The sequence below is a fragment of the Candidatus Delongbacteria bacterium genome (genome assembly GCA_020634015.1).
In the GTDB taxonomy this organism is placed as follows: Bacteria; CAIWAD01; CAIWAD01; order CAIWAD01; family CAIWAD01; genus JACKCN01.
In genome coordinates this window covers 20,771-40,000 of the sequence record JACKCN010000001.1, presented here as the reverse complement: position 1 = coordinate 40,000, position 19,230 = coordinate 20,771, and the positions used below count along the sequence as shown (strand labels likewise).

At 62.4% G+C, this 19,230-nt stretch carries 14 protein-coding genes and 2 rRNA genes (1 of these 16 running past the window's edge); 14 read left to right on the top strand and 2 right to left on the bottom strand.

Features of this window, described 5'->3' with window-relative positions; all coding sequences use genetic code 11:
• The 3 genes from H6678_00175 to H6678_00165 all read left to right on the top strand — a co-directional run.
• Window positions 1–2,351 (top strand): 23S ribosomal RNA (locus tag H6678_00175) (it extends 603 nt beyond the left edge of the window).
• Between the two features lie 125 nt (window positions 2,352–2,476).
• Window positions 2,477–2,593 (top strand): 5S ribosomal RNA (gene rrf, locus H6678_00170).
• Between the two features lie 325 nt (window positions 2,594–2,918).
• Window positions 2,919–3,623 (top strand): DUF4412 domain-containing protein, encoded by a 705-nt coding sequence (locus H6678_00165; protein ID MCB9472210.1) that lies wholly within the window; start codon window positions 2,919–2,921, stop codon window positions 3,621–3,623.
• 6 nt (window positions 3,624–3,629) lie between these two features.
• On the opposite strand, the gene H6678_00160 is transcribed toward H6678_00165, so the two are convergent.
• On the bottom strand, window positions 3,630–5,099 hold the full coding sequence (locus H6678_00160) for a HAMP domain-containing protein (protein ID MCB9472209.1): 1,470 nt from the start codon (window positions 5,097–5,099) through the stop codon (window positions 3,630–3,632).
• 5 nt (window positions 5,100–5,104) lie between these two features.
• Window positions 5,105–5,845 carry a response regulator transcription factor gene (locus H6678_00155; GenBank protein MCB9472208.1) on the bottom strand — a complete coding sequence of 247 codons (741 nt, stop codon included), beginning with the start codon at window positions 5,843–5,845 and terminating at the stop codon, window positions 5,105–5,107.
• 210 nt (window positions 5,846–6,055) lie between these two features.
• Here H6678_00155 and H6678_00150 point away from each other — a divergent pair, with 210 nt between their 5' ends.
• The 11 genes from H6678_00150 (at window position 6,056) to H6678_00100 (ending at window position 19,227) form a co-directional block, all read left to right on the top strand.
• Window positions 6,056–6,775 carry an MFS transporter gene (locus tag H6678_00150; protein MCB9472207.1) on the top strand — a complete coding sequence of 240 codons (720 nt, stop codon included), beginning with the start codon at window positions 6,056–6,058 and terminating at the stop codon, window positions 6,773–6,775.
• A 102-nt stretch (window positions 6,776–6,877) separates the two neighbouring features.
• Window positions 6,878–8,095 carry a rod shape-determining protein RodA gene (gene rodA, locus H6678_00145; GenBank protein ID MCB9472206.1) on the top strand — a complete coding sequence of 406 codons (1,218 nt, stop codon included), beginning with the start codon at window positions 6,878–6,880 and terminating at the stop codon, window positions 8,093–8,095.
• An 83-nt stretch (window positions 8,096–8,178) separates the two neighbouring features.
• The gene (locus H6678_00140) at window positions 8,179–8,994 is read left to right on the top strand and encodes a hypothetical protein (GenBank protein ID MCB9472205.1); all 816 of its coding nucleotides are present in this window, start codon (window positions 8,179–8,181) and stop codon (window positions 8,992–8,994) included.
• 106 nt (window positions 8,995–9,100) lie between these two features.
• The gene (locus H6678_00135) at window positions 9,101–10,321 is read left to right on the top strand and encodes a 6-phosphofructokinase (GenBank protein ID MCB9472204.1); all 1,221 of its coding nucleotides are present in this window, start codon (window positions 9,101–9,103) and stop codon (window positions 10,319–10,321) included.
• Between the two features lie 86 nt (window positions 10,322–10,407).
• Entirely contained in the window at window positions 10,408–11,682 is a 1,275-nt protein-coding gene (gene serS, locus H6678_00130; protein ID MCB9472203.1) for a serine--tRNA ligase, read from the top strand.
• Between the two features lie 4 nt (window positions 11,683–11,686).
• Window positions 11,687–12,127, top strand: coding sequence for a hypothetical protein (locus H6678_00125; protein ID MCB9472202.1), 441 nt, complete (start codon window positions 11,687–11,689; stop codon window positions 12,125–12,127).
• Window positions 12,124–13,467 (top strand): Trk system potassium transporter TrkA, encoded by a 1,344-nt coding sequence (gene trkA / locus H6678_00120; protein MCB9472201.1) that lies wholly within the window; start codon window positions 12,124–12,126, stop codon window positions 13,465–13,467. Before H6678_00125 ends, trkA begins: the two co-directional genes overlap by 4 nt.
• Before the next feature lie 15 nt (window positions 13,468–13,482).
• Window positions 13,483–14,934 (top strand): TrkH family potassium uptake protein, encoded by a 1,452-nt coding sequence (locus tag H6678_00115; GenBank protein ID MCB9472200.1) that lies wholly within the window; start codon window positions 13,483–13,485, stop codon window positions 14,932–14,934.
• Between the two features lie 22 nt (window positions 14,935–14,956).
• Window positions 14,957–15,958, top strand: coding sequence for a hypothetical protein (locus tag H6678_00110; protein ID MCB9472199.1), 1,002 nt, complete (start codon window positions 14,957–14,959; stop codon window positions 15,956–15,958).
• Window positions 15,959–16,060: 102 nt separating this feature from the next.
• A complete protein-coding gene (gene tsaD, locus H6678_00105) occupies window positions 16,061–17,110 on the top strand; it encodes a tRNA (adenosine(37)-N6)-threonylcarbamoyltransferase complex transferase subunit TsaD (protein ID MCB9472198.1) in 1,050 nt (349 codons plus the stop codon).
• Entirely contained in the window at window positions 17,107–19,227 is a 2,121-nt protein-coding gene (locus H6678_00100; GenBank protein MCB9472197.1) for a VWA domain-containing protein, read from the top strand. Before tsaD ends, H6678_00100 begins: the two co-directional genes overlap by 4 nt.
• Window positions 19,228–19,230: the final 3 nt, after the last annotated feature.

Genomic DNA, 19,230 nt, shown 5'->3' with positions numbered 1-19,230 from the left:
CTTGCGGGGTGACCGCGTGCCTTTTGCATAATGAGCCAGCGAGTTGCTCGTAGCATGCAGGTTAAGGTGTTCAGCACCGGAGCCATAGCGAAAGCGAGTCTGAATAGGGCGAAAGTATGTTGCGGCAGACGCGAACCCAGGTGATCTACCCATGGCCAGGTTGAAGGTTCTGTAAAAGGAACTGGAGGACCGAACCAGGTGACGTTGAAAAGTCATTGGATGAGCTGTGGGTAGGGGTGAAAGGCTAATCAAACCTGGAGATAGCTCGTACTCCCCGAAATAGCTTTAGGGCTAGCCTCGATTGTTGACTGACGGAGGTAGAGCACTGGCAGGACTAGGGCCCTCACCCGGGTACCAAACCCTGATAAACTCCGAATGCCGTCATGTTTAGATCGGGAGTCAGACTGCGTGAGATAACTTTCGTAGTCGAAAGGGAAACAACCCAGACCAACGGTTAAGGCCCCCAAGTGTGGTTTAAGTGAATAAGGATGTTGGACCGCCCAGACAACCAGGAGGTTGGCTTAGAAGCAGCCACCCCTTTAAAGAGTGCGTAATAGCTCACTGGTCGAGTAGTCCGGCGCCGATAATTTTCGGGACTCAAAACCACCGCCGAAACCATGGGCATGTGTACTTGTACACGTGCGGTAGGGGAGCATTCTGTTAACCGTCGAAGGTGTGGAGCGATCCATGCTGGAGGAGACAGAAACGATTATGCTGGCATGAGTAACGATAAGGAAGGCGAGAAACCTTCCCACCGAAAGTCCAAGGATTCCTCTGTAAAGATAATCTGCGGAGGGTTAGTCGGACCCTAAGCCGAGGCCGAAAGGCGTAGGCGATGGAAAACGGGTTAATATTCCCGTACCAGCGACGCATCGTTTGAGCGATGGGGGGACGCAGAAGTGAAAGGGCAGCCGGACACTGGATTGCCGGTCTAAGCGTGTGGGGTTGTGATAGGCAAATCCGTCACAGTATACCCGAGGCGCGAATGGGAGAGCGCAAGCTCATGAACTGCCCCTAATCATGCTGCCAGGAAAAGCCTCTAAGCGAGATGTTAGCTGACCGTACCGTAAACCGACTCAGGTAGATGGGGTGAGTATCCTCAGGTGATCGATAGAACCGTGGTTAAGGAACTCGGCAAATTAACTCCGTAACTTCGGGAGAAGGAGTGCCCTTGTGGGAAATGGACTTCGCGTCCGGCTTTCACGGGGGCCGCAGTGACCAGGCCCAAGCGACTGTTTACCAAAAACATAGCACTCTGCGAAGTCGTAAGACGCTGTATAGGGTGTGACACCTGCCCGGTGCTGGAAGGTTAAGGGAAGAGGTCAAGTCTTCGGACGGCAGCTTTGAACCGAAGCCCCAGTAAACGGCGGCCGTAACTATAACGGTCCTAAGGTAGCGAAATTCCTTGTCGGGTAAGTTCCGACCTGCACGAATGGTGTAACGATTTGGGCGCTGTCTCAACCACGGAATCGGTGAAATTGCAATGTCGGTGAAGATGCCGGCTACCCGCGACAGGACGGAAAGACCCCATGGACCTTTACTATAACCTGATATTGTGTTTTACCCTAGCATGTGTAGGATAGGTGGGAGACGGTGATCCGGCCACGCCAGTGGTCGGGGAGTCAACCTTGAAATACCACCCTTGCTTTGGTGAAATTCTAACCGCGGTGTGTGAATCCACATCCGGGACAGTGTCAGGCGGGTAGTTTGACTGGGGCGGTCGCCTCCCAAAATGTAACGGAGGCTCGCAAAGGTTCCCTCAGCACGGTCGGCAATCGTGCGAAGAGTGTAAAAGCATAAGGGAGCTTGACTGCAAGACTTACACGTCGCGCAGGTGCGAAAGCAGGCTTTAGTGATCCGGCGGTTATGCGTGGAAATGCCGTCGCTCAAAGGATAAAAGGTACCCTGGGGATAACAGGCTTATCGCTTCCAAGAGTTCACATCGACGAAGCGGTTTGGCACCTCGATGTCGGCTCGTCGCATCCTGGGGCTGTAGAAGGTCCCAAGGGTTTGGCTGTTCGCCAATTAAAGCGGCACGTGAGCTGGGTTCAGAACGTCGTGAGACAGTTCGGTCCCTATCCGTCGCGGGCGTATGAGAATTGAGTAGAGCTGCACCAAGTACGAGAGGACCGGTGCGGACGAAGCTCTGGTGCACCAGTTGTCATTCCAATGGCATGGCTGGGTAGCCACCTTCGGCAAGGATAAGCGCTGAAAGCATCTAAGTGCGAAACCAACTACAAGATCAGTTCTCACTTCAGGCCCGTCAGAGATGATGACGTTGATAGGCGACAGGTGTACGCACAGCAATGTGTTCAGCCGAGTCGTACTAATCGGCCGTGTGACTTGATTTAATTTTCCCTTCCGACATGTTCGGTGGGGGTTCCCAGATGTCTTGGTGGACCACCAGGACGGTGAACAGAACGTCTGGATTGACCAAACAACGAGTTGACATCTGCATGCCTGGATTCAAAAATATTCAGGTGGCCATAGCGGCGGGGTCACACCTCTTCCCATCCCGAACAGAGAAGTTAAGCCCGCCAGCGCCGATGGTACTGCATGAGCGATTGTGTGGGAGAGTAGGTCGCCGCCTGGTTTTCATTCGAAACGCCCCTTCGTGGGGCGTTTCCTGTTTTTGGCGGTGCTGGTTGTTCGCGTTGGCCTGGTGGACGTGCGAGTGGATACCAGCGCGTGTTTCGGGGGAGACCGCAATGGGTGAGCGGGTGCTTGGGGATGTGTGATGCATTGGTAGATTGGGACAACTATTTCAGGAGAAGACCATGAAGCGAATCTTGATTGCCCTGATCTTGCTGCAGGGTATGGTCCTTTGCGGTTTTGCGGGTGTCCAGCTGGAAGAAGTCACCACGGACCTGGCCGATCAGAGCACCTCGCGTGTATTGATCTGGATTCAGGATGGAGAGATGCGTGTCGAGGATTCCGAAGAACCATTGGTTTTCCTGTTTTCCGCCAATGACCATGTGTTCAGGATGGTTGATCCCGGCAATTCAGTGGTGACTCAGGTGAGTCTGGCTGAGCTGAAGGACATGGCCCACGGAATGCAGGCCGCCTTGGGCGAGGATGCCATGGCCGGGGCTGCAGGTGTGGACATGGAAGCCATGATGGCTGAAATCCGTTCCTCCCTGAGTCCCGAGGAGCAGGCATTGATGGATCAGTATGCACCCCAGGCTACGGATCTTGATTCTGGTGCAAGCGATCCATTGAACTGGTCTCTGGTGGCGCGGGGTGTCACATTGGATGACTGGTCCTGCCACCATTATCGCGGGACCCGAGAGGGAGTCCTGGAAGAAGAAACCTGGACTGTATCCGCTGAAGCTGTCGGATTGAGTGCCAAGGATGTGGCGGCTTTCAAGTCGCTTGCAGAGTACATGACCGAACTCGGGGGAGAGTTGGAGCAGGTGCATGATCTGGATGATCCGTCAGCAATCGACACCTACACCGGTTTCCCGGTCAAGACGGTTGAGTACCAGTACGGGCAGGCAGTGCGGTCCACCCGGACGAATGTCCTCGAGCGCGGCCAACTGGATGCAAGCCTGTTCAAGGTACCGGCCGGATTCCGGACCGTCGGTTTCCAGGAAATGCTGATGGACCAGATGGAGCTTGAGTAGGCTCGTTCATTGCCCGAGCTGGCGCGCATGTGGCAGAATGAATGCGAATGTCGTGCCCTGCTCGAGTGTCGAACGGACTTCAAGCAGACCACCGTGCAGTTCGACGATTTTCTTGCAGATCGCCAGGCCGAGGCCGGCACCGCCTCGGCCCCGGCCTCGGCTCTTTTCCACCCGGAAGAAGCGCTCGAAGATTCTTGGCAGATCTTCGGCGGAAATCCCGGCGCCTGTATCACGCACTTCGATCCGGACTCCCTGCAAGGTGTCGGCGGGAATGATGGAGACTCGTCCGCCCGCGGGAGTATAACGCAGGGCATTGTCCAGCAGGTTTGTCAGTACGCGTTCCACGAGCGCGATGTCGCCCAGCACGGGGGAGAGTGCCGTGGGGCGGTCCAGTTCCAGGATGAGACCTGCTTCTTTGGCGCGTGCGTCATACTGCATCACAAGGTCCTGGAGCAGTTCGGCAATCGAGAACCGTTCCATCTCGGGTTCCACCTGACGAGCGTCCAGTTTGGAGAGCTCGAACAACTGGTTCACCAGAGATCCGAGACTGCGTGTGTTCTGAAGGCTGATGTCAAGGTAACGGCCACGGTCTTCGGGCCCCAGGGTATCATTCTTCATCACCAGTGTTTCCAGGTAGCCCTGGATTGATGCCAGCGGGCTGCGCAGGTCGTGACTCACATTGGCGATCAGTTCGCGACGCAGGCGATCCGTCTTGCGCAATTCGTCCATGTTGGACACGATGGTATCCGCCATGTCATTGAATCGCGAACCGAGTTGCCCTACCTCGTCGAGCGCCGGTGCGGGAACCCGCCGGTCGAGGCGTCCCTGATGGAAATCGCCCATCACTTCGGACAGCACGCGCAGTCTGCGGGTCAGCAGCGTGAACAGCAGCAGGCCCACCACGCCCGTCACCAGCAGAATCAGCAGCAGTCCGCGCAGGGTCGTCTTCGCGATGTAGCTGGTGCTGAGCATGCCCGCCACATTCTCCACTTCCTGGCCACCCAGGATCACATACAGCCAGCAGTGCTTCTCGCCCATGATCTCGATTTCGGTAGCGGAGAAGGGCTTCAGACGCTGGGCCGAAAGCGGGTCTTCGCCCAGGATCGGCACCGCGTCGCCCCGTTCGAAGGCCTTCAGCGGTGCCAAATCCACGGTGCTGCGTTCCAGGCGCTGGTTGTCGCTGACGAAGGACGCCTTGATCATGCCCGTGCTGCTCAGCAGGTAGATCTCGATGCGCCGATTGATGCCCGTGAGGTAGGCGATGCGTTCTTCGATGCGTTCCACATCGATTCGGTCTCCCAGGAAAGGGGCGAACTCCATTGCCATCTCATGCGCCAGGGTCCGGTTGAGCTTCTGTTCGGTCTCATCATTGAACATCCGCATCGCCTTGATGGTGAGCACGCTCAACGAAAAGCCCAGTCCCAGAATCAGCACAAGAAAGAGCAGGGCCAACTGGGCCGTGAAACGGGTACGCAGAAAGTTCATGCGGGGTCTCCATCGTGTGTGTCACGAAAGCGATAGCCCAGGCCCCAGACCGTCTCGATCCAGCGGGGATTGGCCGGGTCGGCTTCCAGTTTGCTGCGCAGACGGTTGATGTGGGAATTCACCGTATGACTGTAACCGCCGTACTGGTAGCCCCAGACACGATCCAGCAGCTCCTGGCGCGAAAAGGCGATGCCCGGATTGCGGGCGAAAAGCAGCAGCAGCTCGAATTCACGGGTCGTCAGGTCGATGGATTGACCAGCGAGGCTGACCCTGCGGCGTCGCAGGTCAACCTGGAGGTCGCCATGGTCCAGCACCCCTTCCGCCAGCACCGCGGACGACCCATTCTGTTCCGCGCGGCGCAGCAGGGCACGCACGCGGGCCACCAGTTCCCGGATCGAGAAGGGTTTGGTCATGTAATCGTCGGCACCCAGTTCCAGGCCCAGCACCTTGTCCAGCTCTTCGGAACGGGCCGTCAGCATCATGACCGGGATCGAGCCATCGTGCGCCCGGATCTGGCGGCAGACCTCGAAGCCATCCATCCCCGGCAGCATGATGTCCAGCACCACAAGCGCGGCCGCATTGCCGCGCAAGAGCTCAAGGCCCGCCGGACCGTCACCCGCGATCACGACCCGGTAACCCTGATCTCCCAGATGCAGGGACAGCAGGCCGGCAAGGTCCTGGTCATCCTCGATCACCAGCAGCAGGGGGGCGTTGGTGTTTTCATCGACTGCAGGCATTGTCACTCCAATATTGGTGGGGCTGCTACGCGACAACAGAGGTCAGGATTCCGGGGCAGAAAGTCCTCACGGAAGTGTCCATTCTGACACGGACTCTGTGCGAATGACGGAGCCGGGAGTGTGAAGCCCGGAAGGAAAGCCGCAAGGCTAAAGGTATATTCGCGCCGGCGACTCCGAACGAGTCATTCCAGCCGCATTGCCGGAGATTGCATGAACAGGCCTGATGACGAGCAGGAAAGCACACGACCGGCGAAGCCCGCAACCCGCGAGCATCCGCTGCTGAACCTGTTGATCAACATCGTCCTGCCCGCGTTGATCCTGATGAAACTGAGTCACCGTCTGGGCAATACGGCCGCACTTGTGTTCGCCTTGTCCCTGCCTCTCGGATGGGGGCTCTGGGGTCTTTGGCGCGAGAAGCGCCTGAGTCCGATCTCCGTGCTGGGCGTGATCTCGGTTCTGCTCACGGGCGGAATCGGCTTGCTGAAGCTGGATCCTTCCTGGATCGCGATCAAGGAAGCCGCGATCCCTCTGGCGATCGGGGTGGGCATCGCGATCTCGCGCTGGACTCGCTGGCCCGTGGTCGCCACCCTTGTCGAGAAGTTGATTGACACGCGGCGCGTTCATACCGCCCTGGCCGAACGCGGCCACGAAACAGCCTATCGCAAGCGCCTGAATGTGAGCAACTGGATCCTGGCCGCCAGTTTTCTGGTGTCCGCGACCACCAATTACCTGCTGGCACGCTTCATCGTGGTGAGTCCTTCGGGCAGCGAGGCCTTCAACAACGAACTGGGCCGGATGACCGCGCTCAGTTTTCCCGTGAACGTCCTGCCCTCGCTGCTGGTCATGGTCCTTGCCCTGATCTACCTGATACGCGGCATCGAGAACCTGACCGGACTGAAACTGGAAGAAGTGGTGCACCCTCACGTCTAGGTGCAGACACGACACAGGGTGCAGGCGCGCCACATCCATCCAGCACGGCGCGGCAGGCACCAACGTCAGCTGGAGCGCTGATCCGAGACCACCGGGGCCAACGTGCTGAGCACCTTCATCCGCAAATTCGACTGGACCCTGTTCCTCAGTGCTTTGGCTCTGATGGGCGCGGGGCTGCTCGTGCTGGCCAGTGCGTCGGCCAACCAGGTGGAAAACTACGCCGTGCGCCAGGCGATCTGGTATCTGCTGGGATTGCCGGTCCTGTTGGTCGCGGCGCTGTTGCCGCCCGGATTCTGGTTCGCCACGTCATGGGTGGTCTATGGCGCCAGTCTGCTGTTGCTGCTGGCGGTAAAGATCATGGGCGTCGTGGGCATGGGTGCCGAGCGCTGGATCGCGATCGGGCCCCTGCATTTCCAGCCCTCCGAGCTGGGCAAGTTCGCCCTTGTGCTGGCCCTGGCACGGTTCCTTTCCGACAACCGCATGGACCTGAGTCGCTTCCGCAACATCGCCGCCGCTCTGCTGATCGCCGGCACACCACTGTTCCTTGTGCTCTTGCAACCCGACCTGGGGACCGCCCTGATCTACGGCTTCGTGATCTTTCCCATGCTGATCCGTGCCGGTCTGCCCTGGTCCTGGGCGCTGTTTCTGATTGCCCCGTTGGTGGCGATTCTGCTCAGCACCAGCATCTTCATGCTGCTGGGCTTCATTCTGCTGTTGGCCGTGGTGCTTTGGTATTCCGAGATCGGGCTGCTGCTGAACTTCGGCATCCTGGGGCTGACCGCCACCGTCGGATTCTCCTTGCCCGCACTCTGGGGGCTGCTGCACGAGTACCAGCAGAAGCGCATTCTGACCTTTCTCAATCCCGAAGCCGATCCCCTGGGGGCGGGTTACCAGATCATTCAGTCCAAGGTGGCCGTTGGCAGTGGGGGGCTCTTCGGCAAGGGCTGGTTGCAGGGCACCCAGACCCAGCTGGATTTCCTGCCCGAACGCCACACGGACTTCATCTTCAGCGTGCTGGCCGAGGAGTGGGGATTCCTGGGGGCATCCACGGTTCTGGCGTTGTTCACCGTCCTGCTTGTTCGCGCGATGGTGGTGGGGCTGGGGCATCGCAATGGCTACTGTGCCCTCGTGATGACCGGACTGTCCTCCGTGCTGTTCTTTCACGTGCTGGTGAATGCGGGCATGACTCTGGGCATCATGCCCGTCACGGGTCTGCCCATGCCCTTCCTGACCTATGGGGGCAGTTTCGTGCTCACCACCCTGCTGATTCTGGGGGTGCTGCTCAACTTCTCCTGGCATCGCCGCGACAGCCTGACCTGAGCCTGTGTGAGGGCCGACGAACCCGTTCCTGACAACTCGTTTTGTCTGTTGACCTGCGCCACTCCCCAGCCGATAAGCTCCCCATGAGCACCCAGAAAATTCTGATCACCTGGCCAAGCGGTCTGCCGCGCCAAAGCTACGACCGCTGTGTGCTCAGCGGCGGAGAAGGCAAGGTGCGCACCTATCATCGCAATGGAAAACTGATGGCGGCCGGCTCCGCCCGTGAAGGTCTGCAGACCGGACTCTGGAAGTTCTGGGACCTGCAGGGCAGTCGCAGCGCCATCGGGCGTTTTCTTCACGGCATGCCCAAGGGCGAATGGATCTACTACGATCACGACCGCGAGTACCGGATGGTGCATTGGCAGATCGTGGAGAAGGAGGAATTCCGGATCAGCCTGCCCCAGGGCTGGATCCAGCAGGAGCGTGCCGGGCATGAGCTCTTCAGCCGGGAGGACCCGCGGGATGAACACGGCGCCTCGATCGCGATTTCCAGCCATGAAATCGATGGGGGGCTGAACATCCGGGACTTCACCCTGCAGTTGCTGCAAGCCAGCGAGCACAGCCTGACTCACCTGCAGTTCCAGGTTCAGGAGATGGAAACGGTTCGCATTCGCAACATGGATGCCTGCGAGGCGCTGACCACCGTGATCCACAAGGGGCAGCGCGTGCTGACCCGGCTGGCGTTCGTGAAGGTCGACGAGCGCCTGTTCAAGCTGCAGGCAGTCATCGCCACCGACCGCGCCTCCAGCTACGGCACACTGTTCCAGGAATGCCTGCGCAGTTTCATGCTCAGCAGTCCACAGACCCAGGTGCCCGGACTGGACTTGATCTATCCACCCGATCTCGCCCGCGAAGTAGCCCTGGAAGAGCAGGAATTCGGTCTGCCGCTGCCGGTCTGATCGAGCACGACTCCGACTCTGGGGAAAGCAATTGCTAACTTGGCCGCCATTGTCCGCGGGGGGCGGAATCACTCCCCCGCCTGACGCCAATTCCATTGGAGGACGCATGGCTGCACTCAAGTCCCACAAAGGGACGATCGGCATACTGACGGGCGGTGGCGACGTCCCCGGCCTGAACCCCGCCATCCGGGCTCTGACCGTGCGCGCGCTGCGCGACGGCTACCGCGTGGTGGGCATCCGGCGTGGCTGGGCCGGTCTGATCGATCTCCAGCGTGACCGACCCATCGACGAGAACGACTGCGTGATGCAGTTGACCGAAGATCTGGTCAACCGGGCCGCCCGCACGGGAGGCACCTTCCTGCACACCTCGCGCACGCGGCCCAGTCACGTGCCTCTCAACCTGATTCCCGAGCACCTTGTCGAGAAGTACGGCCAGCCCGGCGACGGAGCCACCACGGCGGACCTGACCCCCGAAGTGCTGGCCAACCTGGAGTTCCTTGGCATCGATACCCTGATCCCGATCGGGGGCGACGATACCCTGTCCTACGGGGAACGCATGCACAAGGAGGGAGTGCGCGTGATCGCCATTCCCAAGACCATGGACAACGACGTGCCCGGCACGGACTACTGCATCGGATTCAGTACCTGTGTCACGCGCACCATCGAGATGACCCGGGCCCTGCGCACCAGCGCCGGCAGCCATGAGCGCATTCTGGTGCTCGAGGTCTTCGGCCGCTACGCGGGATTCACCGCGCTGCTGCCCACCATGGCCGGTGCGGCCAATCGCTGCGTGATTCCCGAGCATCCCTTCGACGTGGATCACCTGACCCAGCTGCTGGTCGAGGACCGCCGGATCAACCCCAGCAAGTACAGCGTGGTGCTGATCAGCGAAGGCGCGACCTTCCGCGGACAGGACGACATGGCTTTCGAGGGAGCCGAGACCGACATGTTCGGTCACCGCAAGCTGGGCGGCATCGGTGAGAAGCTGGCCGCGATGATCAAGGACCGCAGCGCCCAGTTCAACAAGGGCCGCCGGATCAACGTGATCTATCAGAAACTGGGGTACCTGGTTCGCTGTGGCGACCCCGACTCCGTGGATGCCATCGTGCCCATGGCCTTTGGCAACATCGCGATGGACCTGGTCACCCAGGGGGCGTCCGGGCGTCTGGTCTGCGTGCGCCGGGGCGCCTACGACCATGTCCCGGTGAACACGATCACCAGCTCCAAGAAACTGGTGGATGTGTCACGCCACTACGACCGTGACCGTCTGCGCCCGGTCTATCGTGACTTCCTGGGCAGCCCCGTGTTCATCATGACCGGAGGCTGAGAGCCCGCGCGCCCGATTGAGTATCACCCGAACCCCGAGCCGCCGGTGCAACCCGGCGGTCCGGTTTTTCAAAGCAAGGATGCACCATGCTCGACATCAAGCAGATCCGCAGTGAGCCGGAAGAGCTTCAGCGCCGGATCAATACCAAGAACGTCACGGTGGATTTCAGCGAGATCCTGGGTCTGGACGAGAAGCGCCGCACCCTGATCGTTGAGGTCGAAAGCCTCAAGGCCGAACGCAACACGGCCTCGCGCGAGATCGCGGCCGCCCAGAAGCGCGGCGAGAACGCCGAGGGCGCGATGGCCGAGACCCGGCGCATTGCCGAGCGCATCCGCGAGCTGGACCTTCAGCTCAAGGAACTGGAGGAGACCCAGCAGAACCTGCTGATGGTGATTCCCAACGCTCCCCACGCCAGCGTGCCCGTGGGGCACAGCGACAAGGAGAACCGCGTCGAACGCGAATGGGGCAGCAAGAAGACCCAGAACTTCCAGGTGCTGGATCACATACGTCTGGGCGAGTCCCTGGGGCTCTTCGATTTTCCGCGCGGCACCAAGATCAGCGGCAGTGGCTTTCCGCTCTACACGGGGCTGGGAGCGCGGCTCGAGCGTGCCATCATCAACTTCATGCTCGATCTGCAGAGTCGCGAACACGGGTATACCGAGGTGATGCCGCCCTTCGTGGTCAATTCCGCCTCGATGACCGGCACGGGCCAGTTGCCCAAGATGCACGACGACATGTATCACTGCGAGCGCGATGACCTCTGGCTGATTCCCACCGCCGAGGTGCCCATCACCAACATCCACGCCGGCGAGATTCTGGATGCGGCCGATCTGCCCGTGCGCTACTGTGGCTACAGCCCCTGCTTCCGGCGCGAGGCGGGCAGTTACGGACGCGACGTGCGAGGCTTTCTGCGCACTCACCAGTTCAACAAGGTGGAACTGGTCAAACTGACCCGACCGGAGGAGTCCTGGGAGGAGCTGGAGAAGCTGACCGCCAACGCGGAAACCGTGCTCCGGAAACTGGACCTGCACTATCGGGTGCTGACTCTCTGCACGGGTGACACAAGTTTCGCCAGCGCCAAGACCTATGACCTTGAGGTCTGGAGCCCGGGCGAGCAGCGTTATCTCGAATGCTCGAGCTGCAGCAATTTCGAGGACTTCCAGGCGCGCCGCGCCAACATCCGTTTCAAGGAAGCGGGCGGCAAGCCGCGTTTCGTGCACACGCTCAACGGCAGTGGCCTGGCCACCAGTCGTCTGATCGTGGCCCTGCTGGAAACCTGGCAGCGCGAAGATGGCGGACTGGAAATCCCACCGCCCCTGCGGCCTTTCATGGGTGTGGACAGCATCGAACCCCGGAGCTGAGCGCGTGTTGCCATCCATGTACACGCACCGGGCCGAGCGCTGCCTGGACGAACACGCAGGGCTGATGCCAGCCAACTTCCAGGCCTGTTTCCAGTGGACCCACGACTTCGGGATACTGGAAACCGTGCGGGGTGAGCTGCCGCGCCCCCTGCGGGAGGCGATCCTCGGCATGCTGGAGGTGGGCCGCACCGAACGCTGCATTCTGGTGCTGAGGGACGGTGCCGCCCCGGAGGACACACCGGGCTTCTCGCGCGTGACAGGACACAGTCTGCTGGAGAGCCGTGATCCATTGGCCAGTCTGGCCGGACTTGAAGAGCTGCGGCTGGCTGTGCGCGAGCATCTGGTGGAAGACACCCTGCGCAGTCTGGGCCGCCTGCCTGCGGCTTCGGCCCAGTCCCCGGAACCCGGTCGACGCCGTGTGGACAATGGAACGGGGCTGCTGTGAAAATCGTGATCATCGGGGCCGGCGACGTGGGCAGCTACCTGGCCCAGTATCTCTGCCGCGACCGCAACGAGCTGATCCTGATCGATACCAATCGTGGGCGTCTGGACGCGCTCAGCGAGCGTCTGGACCTGGCCGCCTACGAGGGCAGTGCCACCAGCCTCTCGCGCCTCCAGAGTGCCGACGTCGGCGGTGCCGACTATTTCATCGCGGCCACCAGCATCGACGAGATCAATGCACTCTCCTGCAATGTGGCCGCCAAGCTGGGCGTGGGCAATCGCATCGCGCGCATCCGCAACGACGAGTTCTCGAAGGAAGTGCTGGCGATGCAGCTGGCCGACCTCTGCGTGAATCCCGAGAAAGAAAGCGCGCGCACCATCACCGAGCTGGTGATGCACAGCGGGCTCAAGGATTTCCAGGAGCTGGCCGGTGGCCGCATCCGGATGATTTCACTGGACGTGGCCAAAGGCAGCATCTTCGATGGCTGCAACCTGTCCACCCTGGCCCGCAAGCTGAGCCATCTCACCTTTCGGGTGACCGCCGTGCTGCGCCGTGGCGTCAGCACCATTCCCACGGGCAATGCAACCCTGCAGGCCGGTGACACGATCACCATGGCCGTGCCCGACGGCGATACGGTAGCCCTGATCCAGGCCAGCGGAGTCCACGACCGTGCCAGTCACAACGTGATGATTCTGGGCTCCACGCCCATTGCCGTGCTGGTGGCCCGTGCGCTGAGCCCCGTGAAGGGCATCAACCTCAAGCTCTTCTGCCTGAAAGGGGAGGGCGAGCGCACCAGCTTCCAGCTGGCCGAGGAACTGCCGGGCGTGATGGTCTTTGAAACCGCCGGCAAGGAAATCGACGCCATGGCCCAGGAAGCCCTGGGCGACATGGACACCTTTCTGGCCCTGACCGACGAGGAAGAAAAGAACATCATCACCAGTCTGGTGGCCAAGCATCTGGGCGTGGGACGCACCATCACCATGATCCAGAAGGCCGAGTACATGCCCATCGTCAAGACCATCGGTCTGGACATCGGCATCAACAAGCGCATCATCACCGCCCAGGAAATCCTCAAGCACGTCCGGCGCGGCCGACTGCGCGCCCAGGTCCAGTTGCCCGGTGCCGGAGTGAACGTGCTCTCCTTCGAAGTGTCCAAGGGCAGCCGGTTGGCCGACCACGTGCTGAGCAAGCTGAAACTGCCCGCCGACTGCGTGATGGCCGCCGTCCAGCGTGGCGAGAGGGCCTTCGTGCCCGACGGCGAGAGCCGCATCGAGGTGGGTGACCTGGTGACCGTGGTCACTCTCGAGGAACGCCAGTCGGATCTGGAGCGCTTCTTTGGCTGAGCCGAAAGGACGGAGATGAGCGTTGCGCGCATCATTCGCATTCTGGGCTGGCTGCTGATCGTGCTGGCGGTCACGATGACCGTGCCTCTGCTGGTGAGTCTGATCTACCGCGATGGTGACACGGGCGTGTTGCTGGCAGCCCAGGCCTCCACGGCCGCCCTGGGCATGCTGCTGGCCCTGCCCCGCAAGTTCCGCAAGGCCGGTGGCGAGCTGACCGTGCGTGATGGCTTCGTTGTGGTCAGTTTCGGCTGGATTCTGATGTCACTTTGCGGAGCCCTGCCCTTCTGGTATTCGGGCCAGTTTCCCGGTTTCCTCGACAGCCTCTTCGAATCGGTCAGTGGCTTCACCACCACCGGCTCCACCATTCTGGCCCATCCCTCGGCCCTGACGCACGGTGTGGCCTACTGGCGCATGTTCATGCAATGGATCGGCGGGCTGGGCATCGTGCTCTTCGGTCTGGCGATCCTGCCCATGCTGGGCGTGGGCGGCATGCATCTGTACAAGGCCGAAACACCCGGACCGAGCGCCGAGAAACTGACTCCCCGCCTCAAGGACACGGCCAAGATCCTCTGGTTGATCTACCTGGTGCTGACAGCCGCCGAGACGCTGCTGCTCTGGATTCTGGGCATGGACCTCTACCATGCCAGCGGCCACGCCTTCACGACCCTGGCCTCTGGTGGATTCAGCCCGCACGACCTCTCGCTGGCCTACTACGACAGCGCGGCGATCCATCTGGTGGTGGCGTTCTTCATGTTCTGCGCGGGCACCAACTTCACCCTGTTCTATCGCATGTATCGCGGCCGTTTCCGCGAAGTCTGGAAGGATGGCGAGCTGAAGCTCTACCTCGCGATCACCTTGGGCGCGGCCGCCGTCTTCACGCTGATGCAGATCCTCGACCGGGGGGTGCCCTTCTTCACCGCTGCCGTGAGGGCCATTTTCCAGACCACGTCGCTGCTGACCACCACCGGTTTTTCCACCGATGATTTCAATCTCTGGCATCCGTTGTCGCGCATGCTGATCCTGGGCCTGCTGGTGGTGGGCGGCATGGCCGGTTCGACCGCGGGCGGGCTCAAGGTGGTGCGCCTTTCCGTGCTGATCTCGCTGGCTCGCCAGACCCTGCGCAAACTGCTGCATCCGCGAGCCGTGGTGCTGGTGCGGGTGGGCGAGCGCGCCATTCCCGAGAATCTGGTGCTGGGCATCGCGGGCTTTCTGGTGCTGTTCCTTGGCATGGCCACCATTTCCATGATCACACTGGCGGCCTGTGGGCTGAACATAGAGTCGGCAATCAGTGCCACCTTCGCCTGTCTGTCCAATGTGGGGCCGGGTCTGGATCAGGTGGGGCCGATGAGCAACTTCGCCGCGATCCACCCGGTGGGCAAGAGCATGCTGATTCTGATGATGCTCTTCGGGCGACTGGAGATTCTGACCGTCTTTGTCATTTTCAGTGTGGGTTTCTGGAGGAAGTGAACACGCGAGGGAAACACCGTCCATGAGCGCTCGTCCTCGAGCCAGCGAATTCCTGGGTCGGCGCCTGAGTTCCAATGTCCGGACCAAGGCCGCGATGCTCGGTGTGGCCTTTCTGATCTGGCTCTTCGTGAGGCTGGACCAGGAAACCACCATCGTCGTGCCCATGCCGGTACAGGTGGACCTGAGCGCGCTGCCGGGCAAGGTGCTGCTGTATCCCCCGCCCGAGAAGGTCAGCGTGACCCTCAAGGGACGCGGGCGCAGCCTGCTGGGCTACGTGCTGTTCCACCATGGCCGATACATCGTGCGCCCCCAGGACGTGAACGAGCACACCCACTCCACCGAGGTCACCAATCTGGATCTCAATGGACGTCCCGAAGTGGCCGTGCTGACCATTTCCCCTGCCCTGTTCACCCTGGAACTGGACAATGAGCACACCCGTACCGTGCCCATCACACTGAGGGCGCGTGTGGAGGCCGCCGAGGGTTTCCTGCTGGCCTCACCGCCCGTGATCCAGCCTCGCGAGGTCGAGGTGCGTGGCCCGGGCAAACTGCTGGACACCCTGAGCACGATCTATACCGATGCGGGCGATCTGACGCGCCTGCGCAAGGACCTCAAGGTCACCCTGCCGCTGAGCCTGCCCTTCCGCGAGGCTCAACTGCAGACCAGCAATGTGGTGCTGAGCGCGATCGTGGATCACGTGGTCGAGCAGCGTGTGGACAACATTCCGCTGCGCCTGTTGCACAATCCCGAGGGTCTGGTGCCAAGTCCGGCCTCATTGAGCGTGGTGGTCCAGGGAGCCGAGCGGACTCTCGAGCAGCTCCGGCCGGGCGAGATCATCGCGGTGCTGGACCTGTCCTTGCGTGAATCACCCGAGGCGCGCGTCCCTTGCCAGGTCTGGGTACCCGACGGGGTGGAGCTGCGCCAGACGCTGCCCGAGCGCTTCCAGGTGCACAAACCCGGCCACGGGCCCAGGAGCGTTCCTGCCGACAGCCTGGGTGGAGCGGCACGGAACACGGAACCCTGAGTTCCGGTTCCTGAGCCTGCCCGGATGGGTTCCGGGATTTCCGGCCCCCTGCCCACATTCTCCGGCCCCCGCAGCCATCAAGAAACTCTGGAAATCGATCTCATGCGAATCCTGGCCATCGAAAGCTCCTGTGATGAAACGGCCGCCGCGGTCATCGACGGCGAGAGCGTGCTCTCCAGCGTGGTCTCAAGCCAGCAGGTCCACCGGGACTGGGGGGGCGTGGTACCCGAACTGGCCAGCCGCGAACACCTGCGCCTGATCCAGCCCGTGGTCCAGCAGGCCCTCAAGGAGGCCGACACGCCGCTCGAGAGCCTTGAAGGCATCGCTGCCACCCGGGGGCCCGGCCTGGCGGGCAGCCTGATGGTGGGCTATCATTTCGCCAAGGCCCTCGCCCTGGGGGCCGATCTGCCCTTTCTGGCCGTGAATCACATGGAAGGTCACATCTACGCCAGCTTTCTGGACACGGGCCTGCCGCCGCTGCCCACGCTGGTGCTGGTGATCTCCGGCGGGCACACCCAACTGATCCTGATGGAACGCCCCGGGCGCTATCGCCTGCTGGGGCAGACTCTGGACGATGCGGCCGGCGAGGCCTTCGACAAGGTCTCCAAGCTGCTCGGACTGGGCTATCCCGGTGGGCCCGCGATCTCGAAGGCCGCCGTGGGCGGAGATCCCACCGCCTTCGCCTTTCCCCGCGGTTTGAAAGGCCGGGAGGGCTTCGATTTCAGTTTCAGTGGCCTCAAGACCGCCGTGCTGCATTTCCTGCGCGAACACGACACGGCCTTTCGCGAGGCGCGCCTGGCCGACATCTGCGCCAGTTTCCAGCAGGCGATCGTGGACCCGCTGGTCGGGCAGACCCTGAAAGCCGCCAGGGCCCATGGCGCACGTGCCCTGGTGCTGGCCGGAGGCGTGGCGGCCAACCGCTGCCTGCGCGAACGCCTCGAGACCGAACTGGCTCACCACGACACGCTTGAACTGCACCTGCCGCCCATCGCGCTCTGCACGGACAATGCGGTGATGATCGCGCGTGCCGCCCACGGCCGCCTGATGCGCGGCGAGCGCAGCGACTGGGCCCTGGATGCCACCCCGCGCTATTCGCTGCTGGATCTGGATCACGAACGTGCTCGCCTCGCCAACGGCGAGGCACAGGCATGAATCTGGAACTGCACGGCCTCCTCTGGGGGGTGCTCTGTCTGCCCGTGGCACTGGGATTCGCCTGGTGGAGTTATCGCCACAGCCTGCCGCGTCCCCGTGGGATGGCGGCCTGGGCCCTGCCCCTGCTGCGCTCGGCAAGCCTGACCCTGCTGCTCTTCCTGCTGCTCGAGCCCGTGCTGACCCGCGAACACACACGCCTTGTGCCTCCGACCTTTGCCGTGTTGCTGGACGACAGCGCCTCGCTGCCCTTCCTGGGCGGGCGTCGTCATCACAGGGACTGGGCCGTGCCCCTGACCGAGGCTCTCGATGGCGTGCGTGTCCGGTTCTACACCTTCGGCGACAGCCTGCGCGAACTGGAGCTGGACCAGCTGGACACCCTGGCCTGTACCGAGACAGTCACGGACCTGGATGGTGCGCTGCGCATCCTCGAACGTGAGCAGGTGTCGGGACATCTGGGCGGTGTTCTGCTGGTCAGCGATGGCAACCCCACCCGGGGCGCCTTGCCCGTGCAGCGGGTGGCCGGCATGAATGCCCGGCTCTGGACGGCCGGCACCGGACGCCTGGATGCCCCGCGTGATCTGCAGCTGGCGGAACTGGAACTGAACCGGGAAGTCCGCAGCGGGCTGGTCCAGCCGGTACGCATCGGCGTGGAGGCCAATGGCCTGTCCGGGCGCGACGCCCAGGTCAATCTGCTGGTGGACGGCGTGGTACAGGCTGGCCAGACTGTTGTCCTGGGGCCGGATGGCAGCCGCAGTGACCTTCGGCTCGAATGGACGCCACGATCCCCCGGACCCCATGCGGTGGAGGTGCGAGTGCGCCTGCTGGAAGGCGGCGACGATGAAGCCACGCTGTCCAACAACTCGCGCGTGGCTCACGTCACGGTGCGCGAACGGGGACGTCGGCTGACCCTGCTGGCCGCAGGACCCTCTCCGGATCTGGCCCTGCTGCGCCGTGCGCTGGAACCGGGGCCGGACCTGGAGCTGGAGGTTCTGTTTCCCGATGCTCGCGGAATGCGCGCCTCGACCGTGGACAGTGCGTTGGTTCGCGCCGATCTGCTGGTGCTGGTGGACTGGCCGCGTGTCACCAGCGCTCCGGGCCTGAGCGAGAGGCTGCGCGTCACGCTGGACCGTGTACCGACCTTCGTCCTTGATCGTGGTCAGATTGACGCGGCACGCCTGGGCAACGGTCTGCCGCTGGATCTGAGCGCCGCGCGCGCACTGGATCCCCCGCCCGGACAGGCCGAGCCACAGCTGGTGCATCCTGTACTGGGCGATCTGGATCGCCTGGATGCACTCTCGGCGATCTGGAAGGCCATGCCCCCGGTGCAGCCGTCACGCGTCGGTCTGCGCGCCCGACCCGGGGCCCGTGTGCTGCTGTCGATTGGCGGAAACCCCGTGCTGGCCCTGCAGGACCAGGCCGGCCAGCGCAGTGCCGTGCTGGCCGCCGTGGATGTCTGGCGCTGGGATATCGGCAGCCAGTTGAGTCTGGGACCGAACACACGAGCGCGTGATCTGCTGGTCTCCCTGATGCGCTGGCTGGCCTCCGAGGGTGAGGGAGGAAACTTCAGGATTGCCCCGGTGGAAGACGTGGTCAGTGCGGGAACGGCCCTGCGTTTTCAGGCCACCTTGCGCTCCGAGGACGGGCGTCCGCGTGATCGGGCCCGGGTCGAGCTGGAACTGCGCGACCCGTCGGGCCAGCGGCGCAACCTGTTGCTGGAGAACCGGGGCGACGGGACCTACACGGCCAGTGCCCCCGGAACCACGGAGGGTGTGATCCACTGGAGCGCCCGGGCCAGCGAGGGCGATCTTCCCGTGCTGGCCGACAGCGGTCTGGTGAGCGTGGAAGCCTGGAACCCCGAAACGCGCGCTCTCAGGCGCAATGTCGACCTGCTGGCCCAGATGGCCCTGGCCGGCGATGGAAGCAATTTCGACCTGGATGATCCCGCCCAGCGCGCCGCCCTGGCCCGCGGACAGGGCCTGGAGTCTCTCGACCGCGCACCCCTGCAGGTCACCAGTCACCAGCGCCTGGCGCTCCGTGAGCGTGTGGCCCTGCTGCTGCTGCTGCTGGCCCTGCTCTGTGGGGAATGGTTCTGGCGCAAGTGGCAGGGGATGTTGTGAGGA

Bases quoted from the DNA above. Each gene is read 5' to 3' on its own strand.
- H6678_00165 (MCB9472210.1), top strand. From the start codon at position 2,919: ATGCGTGTCGAGGATTCCGAAGAACCATTGGTTTTCCTGTTTTCCGCC.
- H6678_00155 (MCB9472208.1), bottom strand. From the start codon at position 5,845: ATGCCTGCAGTCGATGAAAACACCAACGCCCCCCTGCTGCTGGTGATC.
- H6678_00150 (MCB9472207.1), top strand. From the start codon at position 6,056: ATGAACAGGCCTGATGACGAGCAGGAAAGCACACGACCGGCGAAGCCC.
- H6678_00140 (MCB9472205.1), top strand. From the start codon at position 8,179: ATGAGCACCCAGAAAATTCTGATCACCTGGCCAAGCGGTCTGCCGCGC.
- H6678_00135 (MCB9472204.1), top strand. From the start codon at position 9,101: ATGGCTGCACTCAAGTCCCACAAAGGGACGATCGGCATACTGACGGGC.
- serS (MCB9472203.1), top strand. From the start codon at position 10,408: ATGCTCGACATCAAGCAGATCCGCAGTGAGCCGGAAGAGCTTCAGCGC.
- H6678_00115 (MCB9472200.1), top strand. From the start codon at position 13,483: ATGAGCGTTGCGCGCATCATTCGCATTCTGGGCTGGCTGCTGATCGTG.
- H6678_00110 (MCB9472199.1), top strand. From the start codon at position 14,957: ATGAGCGCTCGTCCTCGAGCCAGCGAATTCCTGGGTCGGCGCCTGAGT.
- tsaD (MCB9472198.1), top strand. From the start codon at position 16,061: ATGCGAATCCTGGCCATCGAAAGCTCCTGTGATGAAACGGCCGCCGCG.
- H6678_00100 (MCB9472197.1), top strand. From the start codon at position 17,107: ATGAATCTGGAACTGCACGGCCTCCTCTGGGGGGTGCTCTGTCTGCCC.